The following is a 14,339-nucleotide window of genomic DNA, read 5'->3' on the forward strand; positions in this document are numbered from 1 at the left end:
AGGGAGGCCAAGTCGTGATCGACATCGAAGACTTCAACGCCCTGCGCGCACGGCAAGCGCGAAACCTGCGGCGCTTTCGCACCGGCGCGTGGATCGCCATCGGCGTGCTGCTGATCGCCAACGTCATCGACATCGTGAGGGCCTACCTGTGATCGGAAACTGGTTCGAGCGCTTCGCCGAGGCGCATCCGAAATCGGCGCCGTGGATCGTCATCTTCATCCTGCTGCTGGCCCACGGCATCGCGGGCTGGGCCGATCAGCCTCTCTACATGGGTGTCGCATGAACGCCCCGCTGCCAACGATCGCGGCCTGGACCGGCGTGCATCACGGCGTGCCGATCGACGAATACCACCGGCTGCCCGGCGCTTCGAAATCCGTGCTCGACAGCGTGGCGCAGTCGCCGGCGATCGCCTACGCGCGGCACATCGACCCGGCACGGCCGGCGCCGCGCGAGAAGGCCGGCCAGCTTGAGGGCCAGCTTGCGCACTGCATGGTGCTCGAGCCGGAGAGCTTCGCCGAGCGCTACATCGTGGGGCCGGACTGGAATCGGAACACGAACAAGTGGAAGGACTACGTGGCCGAGATGGCCGCGCTCCGGCCGGGCGCCGTGATCATCAAGGAAGAGCAGTACGAAACGGCGCTGCGCCAGGCCGAGTCTGTGCGCAGGCTACCGGAGGTCTGCGACGCGCTGGCCGTCGGCGCGGCCGAGGTCACCGCCCTGTGGGTGGACCCGGACACCGGCGTGCAGTGCCGCTGCCGGCCTGACTGGGTGCACGACTGCGGCGACGCCGGCGTGATCCTGCTGGACCTCAAGACCTACTCGGACGCGAGCCCGGCCGAATTCCGGCGCCAGATCGCGCGCAAGCGGTACCACGTGCAGGACGCCTTCTACACCGACGGCTATGCCGCGGCCAGCGGCCGGCCGGTGCTGGGGTTCATCTTCGTCGCGGTCGAGACGGAATACCCGTTCGCAGCCTGCGCGCTGATGCTGGACGACCCCGCCAAGGACGCCGGCCGCTCGGCATACCGCCTCGACCTTGCCTGCTACGCCGACTGCCTGCGCATCAACCAGTGGCCCGGCTACAGCGACCAGATCGAAATCATCAGCCTGCCCGCCTGGGCAACCACCAACCGCAACGAGGAATGACCGTGGCACAAACCAACCTCGCAGAACTGAAGAAGACCTCCAAGATGGTGGCCGCGCAAGCCGGCATCGGCAGCGTGAAGACCTTCTTCGAGTCGCAGAAATCGACGCTCGCAGCGGTGCTGCCCAAGCACGTCAGCCCTGACCGCATGCTCAAGATCGCGCTCGGCGCCCTGCGCACCACCCCGAAGCTGATGGAATGCACTGTCGAGTCCCTGATGGGCGCCGTCGTGCAATGTTCGCAGTTGGGCCTGGAGCCGAACACACCGCTGGGCCACGCGTATCTGATTCCGTTCGAGAAGAAGAAGCAACAGAACGGCAGGTGGGTGACCGACAAGGTCGAGACGCAGATCGTGATCGGCTACAAGGGCCTGATCGACCTCGCGCGCCGCTCCGGCCAGGTCGTCAGCATCGCGGCACACGCCGTGCGGGAAGGCGACCACTTCGAGTATGCCTACGGGCTGGACGAGAAGCTCGAGCACAAGCCGGCCATGTCGGGCCGCGGCCGGGTTGTCGCGTTCTATGCGGTGGCAAAGCTGGTCGGCGGCGGCCACGCGTTCGAGGTCATGAGTGCCGAGCAGGTGAACGAGATCCGTGACGCCAGCCAGAACTACAAGTTCGCGCGCGACAAGGAAAAGACGGTGTGGGGCCAGCACTACGAGGAAATGGGCCGCAAGACGGTCCTGCGCCGGCTGTTCAAGTATCTGCCCGTCAGCATCGAGCTCGCCAACGCGTCGGCGCTCGACGGCCTGCATGCGCGTGGCGAAAGCCAGGCGCTGGACAACGTGCTCGAAGGGGACTACATCACGCCGGCCTCCGACTATGCCGAGGGCGACGATGAGCCCCCTGCCCAGATCGACAACCAGCCTGGCGGCGTGCCGATCGACTTCGACGCCAACGGCTTCGCAGAGAAGCTGCGCGCCTGCAAGGACGTCGAGACGCTGGACCTGATGGCCGACGAGCTGCGCGACCTGCCGCAAGACGTGGCCGCGCCGCTGCTCGACATCTACCACGCGCGCCGCGACGAGATCACCGGCGCATAACCCTTCTGCGGCGCGTCATGTCCCCCCGGCTGGCGCGCCCGCCTTTTTATTCCTGTGACGCCATGAGCAGAAGCCAGAAGCCCCGCAAGCCGTACCGTCCGAAGTGGAACTCGGGCGGCGTCAAGCTGCGCTCCGAACCCTGGAGGGTGGCCGCGGTGTTCAACCCGCTCGAGTCCATGCTCGACGCGATCGAGCGCGACGGCGAAGTGATGGCCACCCGCGACGGTACGCCGATCTTCCGCGACCTGAACGATGGCCACTACTACGAGACTGCGCCGGCGCTGGAAGGGATCATCGACGCCTTCCATACGCACGCCATGCGGCAGCATCGGCCGATGCCGCTGGATCCGCTGCGGCTGCTGGCTCGGAAGCTGCGCTATGCGATGCCGCTGGAAATGGCCGACATCACAGCAGTGCGCCAGGCGATTAAGGTGCTGCGCGCCGAGTCGCTGGAAATGACGCTGCAGTACGCAAACGACCTGATCCGGACGACGCAGATTCGGATTGAACTGGATGAGAGGGAGGCGGCATGAGTGAACCGACCATTCGCGAGCGCGTCATCACCGCACTGCTCGATGGCCAGCACATCGTCGCGGCGCAATTCGCCCGCGAGATCGGCAGCAGCGCCAACAGGGTCACGCGAAACCTGCGACTGCTCGGCAACATGGTGCGCCGGGTCGAGCGATTCGAGGGACGCGGCAAACACTGCTGCGAGTACTCGGCAGACAACGTCGAGGCCCTGCGCGCCGAGCTCGAGCGCGACGTCTATGCACGCGAGGGATGCAGCCGGCCGCGCCTGCGCTTCGACGAGCTGCTGGAGGCCTGGGGCATAGCGACGCGACCGGTTCGCATCAAGCTGCCGCGGTTCCGGCATCGGCTGCTGGACCATGACGACGAGCTGGCGGGCGCATGATTGCCTGGGTGCAATGCGTGATGGAGGTCGACAGATGACTACCAAAAACCGAATCCGAGACACGGACCTTGACGAGTTTGAAGAGCCGGAGGCCGAGTATCACGACGAAAGCAAGCCGTGCCGGCATGGGGTATCGCCGGCATGGGACTGCGATTGGTGCGCGGAAGACCAAGAAGAATGACCGCAGCAGCAGCACGCATCATCGAATTGACCCGCAAGCATTGGAATCTGGAGAAGGCACATGAAAAAGCGCCTCGATGAATGGCTCAAGAGCCAGTTTGATCCGCCTCCCGCTATCCGCACCGCGCGGCTCTGGATCAAGGAGGGCAAGATCTACCCACCGCCGGTGAAGGTCGGCCGCGCCTACTATGTCGAGCAGAATGCCGTCTTTCAGGACGGCATCGCCCGGCCCTCCCTCGCACAACGCATTCCCCATTGAGCCATGGCAGCCCGCCCCCGAATTCGCAAGCGCGCCCACTTCCCGCCGAACCTCCACGAGCCGCGCCCGGGCTACTTCACCTGGCGCGATCCGCGTGATGGAAAGACGCACATCATCGGCCGGGTTCCCTTGGCGCAGGCCATCCACGAGGCAAATGAGGCGAATGTCATTGCCACGTCCGGACAACTGCAGCGCTCGCTGTCAGAACGCGTCGCGGGCGGTAGCCACACCGTCGCCGAGTTGCTCGACCGGTTGCCGCTCGACCACTACAAAAAGACAAGCCTCGCGAACATCCGCTCGTTGGATCGTGCGATCAAGGATGCAATCGGCCATATCGAATGCTCGGCGCTCACCACAAAGCATGTCGCCGACATGCTCGAGGCGATCAAGGAACGCGGCGCGGTGCGCATGTCCCAGTCGGTTCGTTCGCGAATCACGGTCGCTTGCCGCAAGGGCGTGTCGCTAGGATGGATGCCAACCAATCCCGCTGAAATCACCGAGAAGGTACGGGTGAAGGTCCAGCGCCGTCGCCTGACGCTGCCCGACTTCAAAGCGATACTGGAGAAGGCGCCAGCGGTCGCGCCTTGGCTGGAGAACGCCATGCTGCTAGCGCTCGTGACGGGCCAGGATCGATCAACTATCGCGAATTGGCAGCGCTCCACGATTCAAGGCGATGTCATCATCGCGCACCGGCCTAAGACGGACGCTCGCATTGCAATCCCCCTCGCGCTGCGAATGGACGCCATTGGCATGAGCGTTGGGGATGTCATTGCACGATGCAAGGCGACGGGCGTCATCAGCCGCTACTTGGTGCATCACGTCAAAAGCTGGGGGCCGGCTAGACGTGGTGGGTCGGTGCGTCTGTCGAGCATTACATCGGCCTTCAACGAAGCGCGAGAACTTGCCGGCATTCGCGGCGACAACGCCCCGACCTTTCACGAGATCCGCAGTCTCTGCAAGCGCGTCTACATGGAACAGGGCGGCGTGGACACGAAGGCGTTGCTCGGGCACATGAGCGATGCGACTGCCGCGATCTACGCCAATACGCGCGGACTTGAGCCCATCAAAGTGAAGGTGGTGAGCAATGGCTAGGCCACGGAAGCACGGCAGAAAGCTTCTGCCAGAAAACCTGTACGTCCAGAAGCGAGCGGCTGGGGAGTATTTCTCGTACCGCAACCCGCTCACCGGCAGAAGTATTTCCATCGGATACGACAAGGCTGCGGCCATCAGCTTTGCCGAGAAGTCGAACCGAGAAGTGGTCCAGGAGTTGGATGAGGAAAGCCTAGTGGAAGCAACAGCCTTGCTGTCGCACGAAGCCGTCGTCAGCCAGGCATATCCCTTGGGCGGCTACTCCGGCATCTATTTCCTTGTGCGCAATGCCAAGGTGGTCTACGTGGGTAAGTCATTGGATGTCGAATACCGACTGGGCCAACATCGAACGGCTCGCCAGAAGGACTTCGATTCGGTCTTCATCATTGCCTGCGATCCTTCCAAACTAACTCAGTTGGAAGCACGATACATCCGCATGTTCGAGCCGCCCCTCAACTCCGCGAAGCCCATCGGCCTTGCAGACAGCACCGGAAATTTTGAACAAATTAGCGACATCTGTTAAACGCCCTATATGCCATGCGGGTTTCCAGCCGGTGGCCGCTGCTATTTCGATAACGACCAGAAGGTCAAGGCGCCATTCGATGCGCAACGGCTGATGGAACGGATCTCACCCGATCGGCATCGCGCAGAAAGCTAGCTGGCGGCCTCGTTGTTGGCCGGATTGTTTTCCTAATTTGCTGCCTTGGCCAGCTTGCTGAAATCCCGATCCAGCCGCGCCAGCGATGCATCGATCCGGCCGCGCTTTTCCTTGATCCAGGCATCCTGCTGCGCCAGCGTCTGTTTTGCCGCCTTCAGCATCCGCTCCATCTCGGCTGGCTGCGGACCGCCCACGGTGGCGCGATGGCGAACGATCGCCACCGGGTCGAGCGTGGCGCGGAATTCCGCTTCGCTCATCGGCAATTGCGCCGGTCCCTGGCCCTTGACCGCTTCCGCATAGATGCGCTGCGCCTGCGCATACGGGAATTCGCTGGGCCGGATATTGTTCGCCTTCGCATAGTCGACGATCTCCGATGCGAAGTGATGGCCCACGCGGAATGGCAGCTTGTATTTGCGCATCAGCACATCGGCCAGTTCCTGCGAGGCGGTCCAGTCGCTGTTCAGCTCCTCCAGCGCACGCTCGGGGCTGATCACCAGCGCGTTCAGGATCTTGTCCCAGCCCTGCAGCACGCGGATCGCGCTCTGCACCATTTCGCTGTTGGGCTTGACCTCCTTGGCGTCGCCCATTCCCGGCGTGATGTTGTGCGCCTGAATCACCGGCCCCATCGCCAGCGTGACCGCGGTCGAGGCGTGCCGGCGCGTCGTGTTCAGCAGGCCGGGATTGCGCTTCTGCGGCATCGCGCTGGAGACATAGGTATTGCTGCCGCCCTCCTGCAACAGCATCCACGGACGCGATTGCGCATACTGCGTCATCACGTCTTCGATGAAGTTGCCCGCATGCAGCGCAATGCTGGTGACGATGGCGCCGACCTCGACCGGCTGTTCGGTCGAGGAAATCTGCGCGGCATCGTAGGCGTTGTCGACGATCGCCGAGAAGCCCAGATAGTCGGCCATGCGCGCGCGATTCAGCGGCCAGCTGGTGCCGTTCAATACGGTCGTTCCCATCGGCGAACGATCGATGCGCGCATAAGCCTCGCGAATCCGCTGTGCGTCGCGCTCCAGTCCCGCCGCATGGCCGAGCAGATAATGGCCCAGGCTGTTCGGCTGCGCCGCCACGCCGTTGGTGTAGTTCGGCACGATGGTATTGGCATGCTTCTCCGCCAGCGACACCAGCGAACGGCTGGTCTTGTTCAACTGATCGGCCAGGCTCAGCAGATGGTCCCGCAGGATCGCGGCGCGGTAGGTCGCATGCATGTCCTGGCTGGACCGCCCCGCATGCAATAGCGTCACCTCGACGCCCGCGGCCTGGATCAGCAATGGCTCGAAGGTGATCACCGTGGAAGGACGCTTGCCGCCCGGCCGATTGCCGTCTTCCAGCACCTTGACGATGCCCGAGGCAATACGCGGCGCGAGCGACTTGTCCAATAGCCCTTCCTCCGTATTGATCACGGTGGTGGCCTTGTTGATTTCGCCGAGCCAATAGAACTCGTCGCGATTGACTGCGGATTGGGAAAAGGCGGGAATGGCGTGGGCGGAAATCGCCAGGGCAAGAATGCCAATTCGGGTTTTCAACACGGCTGGTTCGCTTGTCTCGTTATTCGGTCATTGTCGGGCGACGCCGGTGAAAAAAAGGCGCCACGGGATTACAGCCGATTGCGGACGCAGGCGCAAGGCTATACATTCAGCAGACAATGACAGCGTCCCTTCCCACAAGAGGGCCCCATGCCGGCCCCTGCCGGCCATGACGAAACGTCGTGCCAAGAGCCCCGATTGGGTGCATCGCGCCGAACCGGCGCAGGGCATCGAGCGCATCGAGGCCTTCTTCATCGGCAACGCCTATGCAATGCACCGGCACGATACCTATGCCATCGGCCGTACGCCGGCCGGCGTGCAGTGCTTCCAGTATCGGCGCAGCGCCGTGGCAGCCGGCTTTGCGGACCAGAGCCACATGACGCGGCACTTCACCAAGGCTTACGGCATTCCGCCGGCCAGATGGCTGCGCATGGTCCAGTCGGCCAACGGCCGCTGATTCGGCTCGCACAATCGTTCAAGACGCCGCAGCCGCGTCCGCATTACGCTGCGCTCTCCCGCACTCACGGAGAGAACCCATGCAAGCCACCCAATCATCGGCCCCGGCTTCCCGCGGTCAGGGCGTCGCAATCGACCTGCTCTCCTTTATCTTGACATTCGGCGTTTCATGTAACACCATAAGTTCCATGAAACGCGATAGCAGACTGTCAGGCGTGCTCCACGTCCTGTTGCACATGGCCGAGCACGATGGCCCGGTCACCTCCGAGGTCCTCGCCAAGGCGATGGAAACCAATCCCGTGGTCATCCGCCGCGTGATGGCCGGCCTGCGCGAGCAGGGCTATGTGCGCTCGGAAAAGGGCCATGGCGGCGGCTGGACGCTCGCCTGCGACCTGTCCAGGGTCACGCTGCGCGACGTCTATACCGCGCTTGGCTGCCCCTCGCTTCTGGCGATCGGCAACCGGACCGAATCACCCGGTTGCCTGGTCGAGCAAGCCGTCAATGCCGCGCTCGACCAGGCCTTCAACGACGCGGAAGCGCTGTTGCTGGCGCGGCTGGGCGAGGTCACGCTGGCGATGCTGAGCGCCGATTTCCACAAACGGATGGTCGCTCGCGGCGGCCGCCACGATCTGGAGCACGTCCATGCGGTATGACGCCATCGTCATCGGCGGCAGTTTCGCCGGCCTGTCGGCAGCCACCTATATCGCGCGGGCAAGGCGCTCGGTCTGCATCATCGATGCGGGCGCCCCGCGCAATCGCTTTGCCACGCATTCGCACGGCTTCCTGGCCCAGGACGGCAGCAATCCCGCCGCCATGCTCGCGACCGCGCGACAGCAGGTGGCGGCGTATCCCACGACCACGTTTATCGAAGGTCGAGCCATCCGCGCGTCAGGAGAACTGGGGGCCTTCTCGGTGCGCCTCGAGAACGGCGAGGCGGTGGAAGGCGCCAGGCTGGTGCTCGCGTACGGCATCTCCGACGAACTGCCCGACCTGCCGGGACTGAAGGAGCGCTGGGGCAAGTCCGTGATTCATTGCCCGTACTGCCATGGCTTCGAATTCAGCGATCAACGCCTGGGCGTGCTAAGCATGTCGCCGATGTCGGTCCATCAGGCCATGCTGATCGCCGAATGGGGACCGACCACGCTCTATTTGAATGGGGAGCCGGCCGCCGACGAAACCGCACTCGCGGAGCTGGAAAAGCGTGGTGTCGCGATCGAAGCGGCGCCGATCAAGGCGCTGCACGGCGAGGGCACGGCGCTATCGGCAATCGAGTTTGCCGATGGCCGAACCACCGCGGTCGACGCGCTCTATCTCGCCGTTCGCAGCCGCCAGAACAGCGACATGGCACAGCAGCTGGGCTGCGAAATGGAAGACATGCCGTTCGGTTCGATCATCCGTACCGATGCGCAGAAGAACACCACGGTACCGGGCGTCTACGCCGCGGGCGATATCGCCCGCGGCATGCAGAGCGCGACGTTCGCCAGTGCCGATGGCGTGATGGCGGGCGTGGCCGCGCATCAGTCGCTGGTGTTTGGGGCGCGATAAGGCGATTGGCGAACTTCGGGGCCGCGAGGCGCGCTAGCACCCGCCGTAGTTCTTGCGACCGCTAGCGGTAATCGTATAGGTGCCGCCGCGCGGCCCGCGATAGCAGGTAGGGCCGGTGGACGAACCTTGGCGGGCCATGAAGGCATTGGCCGATGGGTGGGTCCTGGCGCCAGGTGCCGGCACCGCGCGGACGCCGGTATGTCCGCTTCCTCTGTGGCAGTGGTACTCGCCAGTTTTCCGGTTCGTGTGACAACCCTCGGCGTTCAGTCCGCCCCCATGGGCACTCGCCGCCCCCGTGAACAAAAAGAAAATGGCTCCTGCCCCCCACTGCAGGATCGTCGCCCCAACATCGCGTCCACCGATGTGAAGCTCCGAAACAGCGCTGAATACACGCATGCGACCCTCCCGTTCTAATCGTTATCGTCCTGGCGTGGCGCGATGCCAACACGAAGACGTACGATTGTCGGAGGCGGGCTCGAATCTCGCCATACCGCCGAAGGGGGAAACACCTCAGGGCAGCGACAGGCCGCGAGCCAGAACGCTACGGTCGCTTTCGAAGCCGAGCAAGCACGATCAATCGCCGGACTTCTCCGGCGGCACCGCCTTCCCCAGCAATTTGCCAAGCAGGCCCGTCTTGGCCGCTGCCGCGCCGCGGCGCTCGGTCTTCGGAGCCGGGCCGCCGCGCTTGGCGCCGGCCTGTTTCATGCTGTTGGCGATCTTCAGGCCTTTGTTCTTTTCGAGGTCGGTTTTCTTCACGGGATCATCTCGGTAGTCGAGGCCGGCATTGTACGCAGGTGAACGGACGATGTCCGAGCCGGCACCTTGGCAGGCGGCCGGTCCTCGCGATCTCGCCGCAGAGGCAGCCTCCTTTCATGTCTCGCTCCTGTCGTCGCCGGCGCGCCCACACTCTACCCCGTCACCCAGAACGCCTCGTCATACTGCACCGTCCCCGCCGGCCACTCGCCCTCGAATCGCACCGCCTGGAAATACTCCGGCGGGACATCGGGCAATACGAGGTCCGCACGGCAAACGAAGCCGAAGCGGCCGTAGTAAGCGGGCTCGCCCAGCACCACGCAGCCTCGCGCGCCGCGGCGGCGCAGCGCGTCCAGTGCCGCGTTCATCAGCAGCGTACCGACGCCTTTCGACTGCCAGGCGGGAAGCACGGCGATCGGTCCAAGGCCATACCAGTCCGCGCTGCCATCGGAGATCGCGACCGGGGACACCGCCACATGACCGACGATGCGGCCGCCGAGCTGATCGGCGTCCGTGGCCACCAGTGAAATCGACAGCTGCCCTCGCGCGCGCAATGCATTGACGATCAGCGGTTCGGTACCGCTGGCATGCGTCGCGCTGCGGAAGGCTTCGGCGACGACCGACTCGATCACCGGAATATCGGCGGGGACTTCGTCACGGATCTGGATTGGCATAGTCGGTCCTCTACAAGGAGGTGGGATGGCGATGCTGGCACCGGATCATCGCCCACGGATCACGACGCGCGGTGCAGCGTCTCTTCCGGCCGAAGCCACTGGTACAGCAATGCATGCAACTGCGCAGGCTCCACCGGCTTGCGCAGCACCACATAGCCCTCGCGTTCGGCCTGCAGCAGGGCGGGCGAATCGAATTCGCCGCTGACCATCGCGCCGCTGGCGCCGGGACAGCGCTCCAGCAGCTCCTTCAGCACCTCGAAGCCGCTCTCGCCGGATCGCAGGCGCTGGTCGCATAGGATCACCTGCGGACGCAGGCCGGCATGGAGCAGCGCGATCGCTTCCGTCGCCGAGGCCGCGCAGTGTGCATCGACATGCCATGCCTGCATCAGGCTCCCCCACGCCCTGACGACGACCGGATCGTCCTCGACGATCAGACAGCAACCGCTCAGCGGCGGCAGCGCGCTCGTCGGGCGGGCCTGGGACTCGGCCGCCATCGCGTGCACATGGGCCTGCCCGGGGTCAGCGGCCGGAAAGCGCAGCCAGAATCGCGAGCCGCGACGTTCGACGGAGTCCAGCCCGTAGGCGGCACCCATCATGGTCGCGCAGCGGGCAACCACGGCGAGACCGAGGCCATGACCGGCGCTATCGATGCGCCAGGCGTATTCGTTGCGATAGTACGGTGAATAGATCCGGCTCTTGTCCTCGTTGGCCACGCCGATGCCGGTATCCCAGACTTCCAGCAGCCAGTCCGCTTCGCGGCGCCGCGCCGACAGCAGCACGCCGCCACGCTGCGTGTACCGCAGCGCGTTGTGGACCAGGTTGACCAGCGACTGGCGCAGCAGCGAAGCATCCGCCAGCACCGCGGCGGCCTGCTTCGGCACCCGCACGCGCAGATCGAGATGGCGGCTATGCGCTTCCTCGCGGAACAGCGCGGCGACTTCCTCCATGATGGGTGCGAGCGCCACCGGTGCGCTGCGCGGCATCGCCATGCCCTGCTCGATCTTCGACAGGTCAAGCAGCGAGTTGAACATCAGATGAACGGATCGGACGCTGCGCCGCAGGTCCTCCAGCGGCGGATTCAGCGCCGGATCGCGATTGCGCTGTGCGATCGCTTCGATCAGGAACCCCATCGCATGAACGGGCTGGCGCAGGTCGTGGCTGGCGGTGGTCAGGAACAGGTTCTTGGCGCGCAGCGCATCCTCGGCCGCCTCCTTGGCGAGCCGATAGCTCTCCGCAAGCCGGATGCCGTCGTCCTCGAGCTGCACCTGCTGGCGGAAGAATTGATTGGCGATCAACGCGTGCCGATAGATCGCCACCGCGTACAGCAGCGTCAACGGCAGCACCACCTGCCAGTGATGGGGGAAACTCCATGGCACGTTGACCGTCACCACACCCCAGCACGCAAAGAAGAACCGCTGGAAGGCGCCCAGTATCGGCGTCTGGTGCGTGGCGTTGGCCGCAAGAATGGCCGCGAGGCTGATATGCAGCAGCAGCGCAAAGTCGAACGTCACCTGGCCCGCGGTCAAGACCGTTGCCATCGACAGGCACAGGCCGTGGACCAGCGCGATGCGCCGAACCACCGGCAGCCAGCGCTCGGCCATCGCCGCGTCGTCGGACTGCGCGCGCTCGCGCCGATAGTGGCGGCGCTCCAGCCGCATCCAGCCGGCGGCGAGGCAGTAGGCGAGCGTCCACACCAGCAGCGAACGGGCATCCCTGCCCGTGACATGAAGCCAGACGACGAACGGCAGGCCGACGAAGGGAATCGCGTTGACGCTGAAGACGAGGCGCTCGAACGTCATGTCGACCAGGCGCGCGCGGGCACGCGGGCTGACGCTCGATTCGGCGGCGGCGGCACGCAGGCCCAGCCGTTGCGAGATCGACCCGCTCACGGTTCGAGCCGGCGTCCGTGCAGCAGCGTGATGGCCTCGACGCGATTGCTGACGCCCAGCTTGCCGAGAATGGCCGTCACGTGTTCCTTGGTGGTCTGCTCGGAAATCGCCAGTTCCTTGGCAATCTGCTTGTTGGGCAGGCCGCGCAGCATCAATGCAAGCACCTGACCCTGCCGATCGGTCAGGCCGAGATCGCGCGGGCTCAGCGGCAGCTCGCGGCGCAGGGCCGGTGTCAGTTCCGCCGCGGGCACGGCCGGGAACCAGGTGCCGCCCTGGCGCAGCGTGGCCACCGCCTGGGCGAACGTCTCCGGCGGCTCGCTCTTGCGCAGAAAGCCGTGCGCGCCCGCCTCCATGGCCTTGATCTGTACGCGCGCGTCTTCATCGCCGCTCATCACGAGCAGGCGGCACGATGGCAGCTTTGCCGCAGCCTCGCGCAGCAGCGCCAGGGCGGTGCCGCCGGGCAGCCAGAAATCGACCACCAGCAGGCTGGGCGGACCGTCGCTATCGATCCGTTGAAAGCACTCCTGCGCATTCGCGGCATAGTGCGCCACCGCGTAGTCGCAATGCGTTGTCAGATATCCCGCAATACCGCGCGCCACCAGCGGATGGTCGTCGACGACGATGGCATACGACTGGCGCGCCGGGGCCATGCCCGACGCAATTCGACTCTTCACCAAGCTTTGGCTCCTGACCCCTGCCGAAATAAAGCTTATTTTTTGCGCCAGTGTAATTGATTTCGCACAACGGAATTCGCGTGGCGCCGCGTTATCCCTACTACGGTAGGTGTTCGAAATATAATTAATCGTCAATGAGCTGACAGAAACGCAGGGAATTACCGAACGGGTCGGCCACCTGCATTTCCTTGCCCCAGTCCATCGTTTCGACGCCGGGGCGCGCATATCGGTACGGCTTCGCCGCCAATTCCCGATGCAGCGCTTCGATGTCATCGACCCGCAGAAATATTGCCGTTCCGGGCGTGCCATCGCCGTGATGCTCGCTCAGATGCAGCAGCAATTCAGAGCGCGATATCTGCATGTACAGCGGCAGGCTTTCCTCGAAGCGATGCTCCCAGTCGACGGAAAATCCAAGGAAATCGAGATAGAACTCCCTGGCCTTGTCCACCGAGAAGATACGCAGAATTGGAATGGCGGGAGAGAGCTTCATCGGATTGGTTCATTCAATGCAATGACACAAGGATAACCAATGCGCGTCCAAATCCGTAAGTTCCAACATTAATGCAATTACCCTCGGACCGCTGGAGAATCGCTGGAGAATCGCTGGCAAACCGGCTCACGGAGCGGCGGCGTTGGGCCCGGATTCGAGCAGGAAGGCGAGCGCCTGCCCCCACCACTGTGCATCGACGCGGTCGAACCAGTCGTTGTGGTCGGCACCCGGCACCACGCGCAATTGCCGCCGCATGCCGAGCGCGTCGTGCAGTGCGCGGCCGAAGCGTGCCGGCACGATGCGATCGCGTTCGGCCACCACTACCAATACCGGGCGATCGAATGCGGCCAGATTGGCGACGCTGTCATAGCGGTCGCGCAACAGCCAGGAGGTCGGCAGCCATGCGTAGTGATGGGCGGCGATATGGGCCAGCCGATCCCACGGGGTGATCAGCATCAGGCCGGCGATCCGGTCGCGTTGCCGCGCGGCGGCTGCGGCCACCACGCCGGCGCCGAGCGATTCGCCGATCAGCAGCAGCGGCGCGCCGAAGCGCGCATGGGCCAGTTCGATGGTGCGCTGCGCATCGGCGACGAAGCTGGCCTCGCCTACCTCGCCATCGCGCGGCCCATAGCCCGGATATTCGGCCAGGATGACCCGCACGCCGTGCTGCACCAGCGCGTTCGCATAGACCTTGCGGTGGCCGGCATGGCCCGCGTTGCCATGGAACACGATCGCGGTGGCACGCGCCGGCCCGCTGGGCTCGGCGAGCAGGCCCATGAAGTCGTCTTCACCGGGCCAGGGGCGCAATTCGTCGGAAATCAGCGCGGCCAGCGGTGCCTTGCTCGGGAAGTACAGGAAGTGGTCCTGCAATGCCGCCAACGTTGCCGTCGGCGCCATGCCGGCGAAACAAACCATGCCGAGCGCGATGCTGGCGATGCGGGCAGCAAGGGGAAAACGGTGTCGGACTGCGGTCGGCATGCTTTCCTCCCGATGGCCGCTGGCGGAACCGCCACGATCTGAATATTAGGCAACGCGAATTGC

18 protein-coding genes and 1 pseudogene are annotated in these 14,339 nt (G+C 64.6%); 11 read left to right on the forward strand and 8 right to left on the reverse strand.

The genetic code is table 11. The features are described from left to right. The first annotated feature begins 148 nt into the window (after window positions 1-148). The 8 genes from AC6EI8_RS03335 (at window position 149) to AC6EI8_RS03370 (ending at window position 5,150) form a co-directional block, all read left to right on the forward strand. A complete protein-coding gene (locus tag AC6EI8_RS03335) occupies window positions 149-283 on the forward strand; it encodes a hypothetical protein (protein WP_302480489.1) in 135 nt (44 codons plus the stop codon). Then, the gene (locus AC6EI8_RS03340) at window positions 280-1,146 is read left to right on the forward strand and encodes a PD-(D/E)XK nuclease-like domain-containing protein (RefSeq protein WP_174108204.1); all 867 of its coding nucleotides are present in this window, start codon (window positions 280-282) and stop codon (window positions 1,144-1,146) included. Before AC6EI8_RS03335 ends, AC6EI8_RS03340 begins: the two co-directional genes overlap by 4 nt. Then, the gene (recT, locus tag AC6EI8_RS03345) at window positions 1,143-2,186 is read left to right on the forward strand and encodes a recombination protein RecT (protein ID WP_498381266.1); all 1,044 of its coding nucleotides are present in this window, start codon (window positions 1,143-1,145) and stop codon (window positions 2,184-2,186) included. Before AC6EI8_RS03340 ends, recT begins: the two co-directional genes overlap by 4 nt. 17 nt (window positions 2,187-2,203) lie before the next feature. After that, complete coding sequence (locus tag AC6EI8_RS03350; protein WP_498381267.1) at window positions 2,204-2,719, forward strand: hypothetical protein; 516 nt, start codon at window positions 2,204-2,206, stop codon at window positions 2,717-2,719. Then, window positions 2,716-3,099, forward strand: a complete 384-nt coding sequence (locus AC6EI8_RS03355; protein WP_498381268.1) for a hypothetical protein — start codon at window positions 2,716-2,718, stop codon at window positions 3,097-3,099. The genes AC6EI8_RS03350 and AC6EI8_RS03355 overlap by 4 nt, the downstream gene beginning before the upstream one ends. A 241-nt stretch (window positions 3,100-3,340) precedes the next feature. Beyond that, a complete protein-coding gene (locus AC6EI8_RS03360) occupies window positions 3,341-3,538 on the forward strand; it encodes an excisionase (RefSeq protein ID WP_226106672.1) in 198 nt (65 codons plus the stop codon). A 3-nt stretch (window positions 3,539-3,541) separates the two neighbouring features. Beyond that, a complete protein-coding gene (locus AC6EI8_RS03365) occupies window positions 3,542-4,630 on the forward strand; it encodes a phage integrase Arm DNA-binding domain-containing protein (protein WP_498381269.1) in 1,089 nt (362 codons plus the stop codon). Continuing rightward, window positions 4,623-5,150, forward strand: a complete 528-nt coding sequence (locus AC6EI8_RS03370) for a phage integrase Arm DNA-binding domain-containing protein (protein WP_498381270.1) — start codon at window positions 4,623-4,625, stop codon at window positions 5,148-5,150. Before AC6EI8_RS03365 ends, AC6EI8_RS03370 begins: the two co-directional genes overlap by 8 nt. A 167-nt stretch (window positions 5,151-5,317) precedes the next feature. On the opposite strand, the gene AC6EI8_RS03375 is transcribed toward AC6EI8_RS03370, so the two are convergent. Next, a complete protein-coding gene (locus tag AC6EI8_RS03375; protein WP_498381271.1) occupies window positions 5,318-6,820 on the reverse strand; it encodes an argininosuccinate lyase in 1,503 nt (500 codons plus the stop codon). 166 nt (window positions 6,821-6,986) lie between these two features. Between AC6EI8_RS03375 and AC6EI8_RS03380 the strand changes: the two are divergent. The 3 genes and pseudogenes from AC6EI8_RS03380 to AC6EI8_RS03390 form a co-directional block, all read left to right on the forward strand. Continuing rightward, a pseudogene (locus AC6EI8_RS03380) lies at window positions 6,987-7,160 on the forward strand (AraC family transcriptional regulator); the annotation flags it as partial. A 301-nt stretch (window positions 7,161-7,461) separates the two neighbouring features. Continuing rightward, complete coding sequence (locus tag AC6EI8_RS03385) at window positions 7,462-7,926, forward strand: Rrf2 family transcriptional regulator (protein WP_149316532.1); 465 nt, start codon at window positions 7,462-7,464, stop codon at window positions 7,924-7,926. Then, on the forward strand, window positions 7,916-8,818 hold the full coding sequence (locus tag AC6EI8_RS03390; protein WP_226106675.1) for an NAD(P)/FAD-dependent oxidoreductase: 903 nt from the start codon (window positions 7,916-7,918) through the stop codon (window positions 8,816-8,818). The genes AC6EI8_RS03385 and AC6EI8_RS03390 overlap by 11 nt, the downstream gene beginning before the upstream one ends. A gap of 33 nt (window positions 8,819-8,851) precedes the next feature. On the opposite strand, the gene AC6EI8_RS03395 is transcribed toward AC6EI8_RS03390, so the two are convergent. The 7 genes from AC6EI8_RS03395 to AC6EI8_RS03425 form a co-directional block, all read right to left on the reverse strand. Beyond that, a complete protein-coding gene (locus tag AC6EI8_RS03395; protein WP_226106676.1) occupies window positions 8,852-9,214 on the reverse strand; it encodes a YHYH domain-containing protein in 363 nt (120 codons plus the stop codon). Window positions 9,215-9,391: 177 nt separating this feature from the next. Beyond that, window positions 9,392-9,574, reverse strand: coding sequence for a hypothetical protein (locus tag AC6EI8_RS03400; RefSeq protein ID WP_226106677.1), 183 nt, complete (start codon window positions 9,572-9,574; stop codon window positions 9,392-9,394). Between the two features lie 152 nt (window positions 9,575-9,726). Continuing rightward, complete coding sequence (locus AC6EI8_RS03405) at window positions 9,727-10,245, reverse strand: GNAT family N-acetyltransferase (RefSeq protein ID WP_498381272.1); 519 nt, start codon at window positions 10,243-10,245, stop codon at window positions 9,727-9,729. A 59-nt stretch (window positions 10,246-10,304) separates the two neighbouring features. Then, a complete protein-coding gene (locus AC6EI8_RS03410; RefSeq protein ID WP_226106679.1) occupies window positions 10,305-12,134 on the reverse strand; it encodes a hybrid sensor histidine kinase/response regulator in 1,830 nt (609 codons plus the stop codon). Beyond that, entirely contained in the window at window positions 12,131-12,808 is a 678-nt protein-coding gene (locus tag AC6EI8_RS03415) for a LuxR C-terminal-related transcriptional regulator (RefSeq protein ID WP_223819544.1), read from the reverse strand. Before AC6EI8_RS03415 ends, AC6EI8_RS03410 begins: the two co-directional genes overlap by 4 nt. A 124-nt stretch (window positions 12,809-12,932) precedes the next feature. Further along, window positions 12,933-13,298, reverse strand: coding sequence for a glyoxalase superfamily protein (locus AC6EI8_RS03420; protein WP_149316359.1), 366 nt, complete (start codon window positions 13,296-13,298; stop codon window positions 12,933-12,935). A gap of 126 nt (window positions 13,299-13,424) precedes the next feature. Continuing rightward, complete coding sequence (locus AC6EI8_RS03425; protein WP_498381290.1) at window positions 13,425-14,213, reverse strand: alpha/beta hydrolase; 789 nt, start codon at window positions 14,211-14,213, stop codon at window positions 13,425-13,427. Between the last annotated feature and the right edge of the window lie 126 nt (window positions 14,214-14,339).

Source organism: Cupriavidus sp. R6-3 (assembly GCF_059772245.1).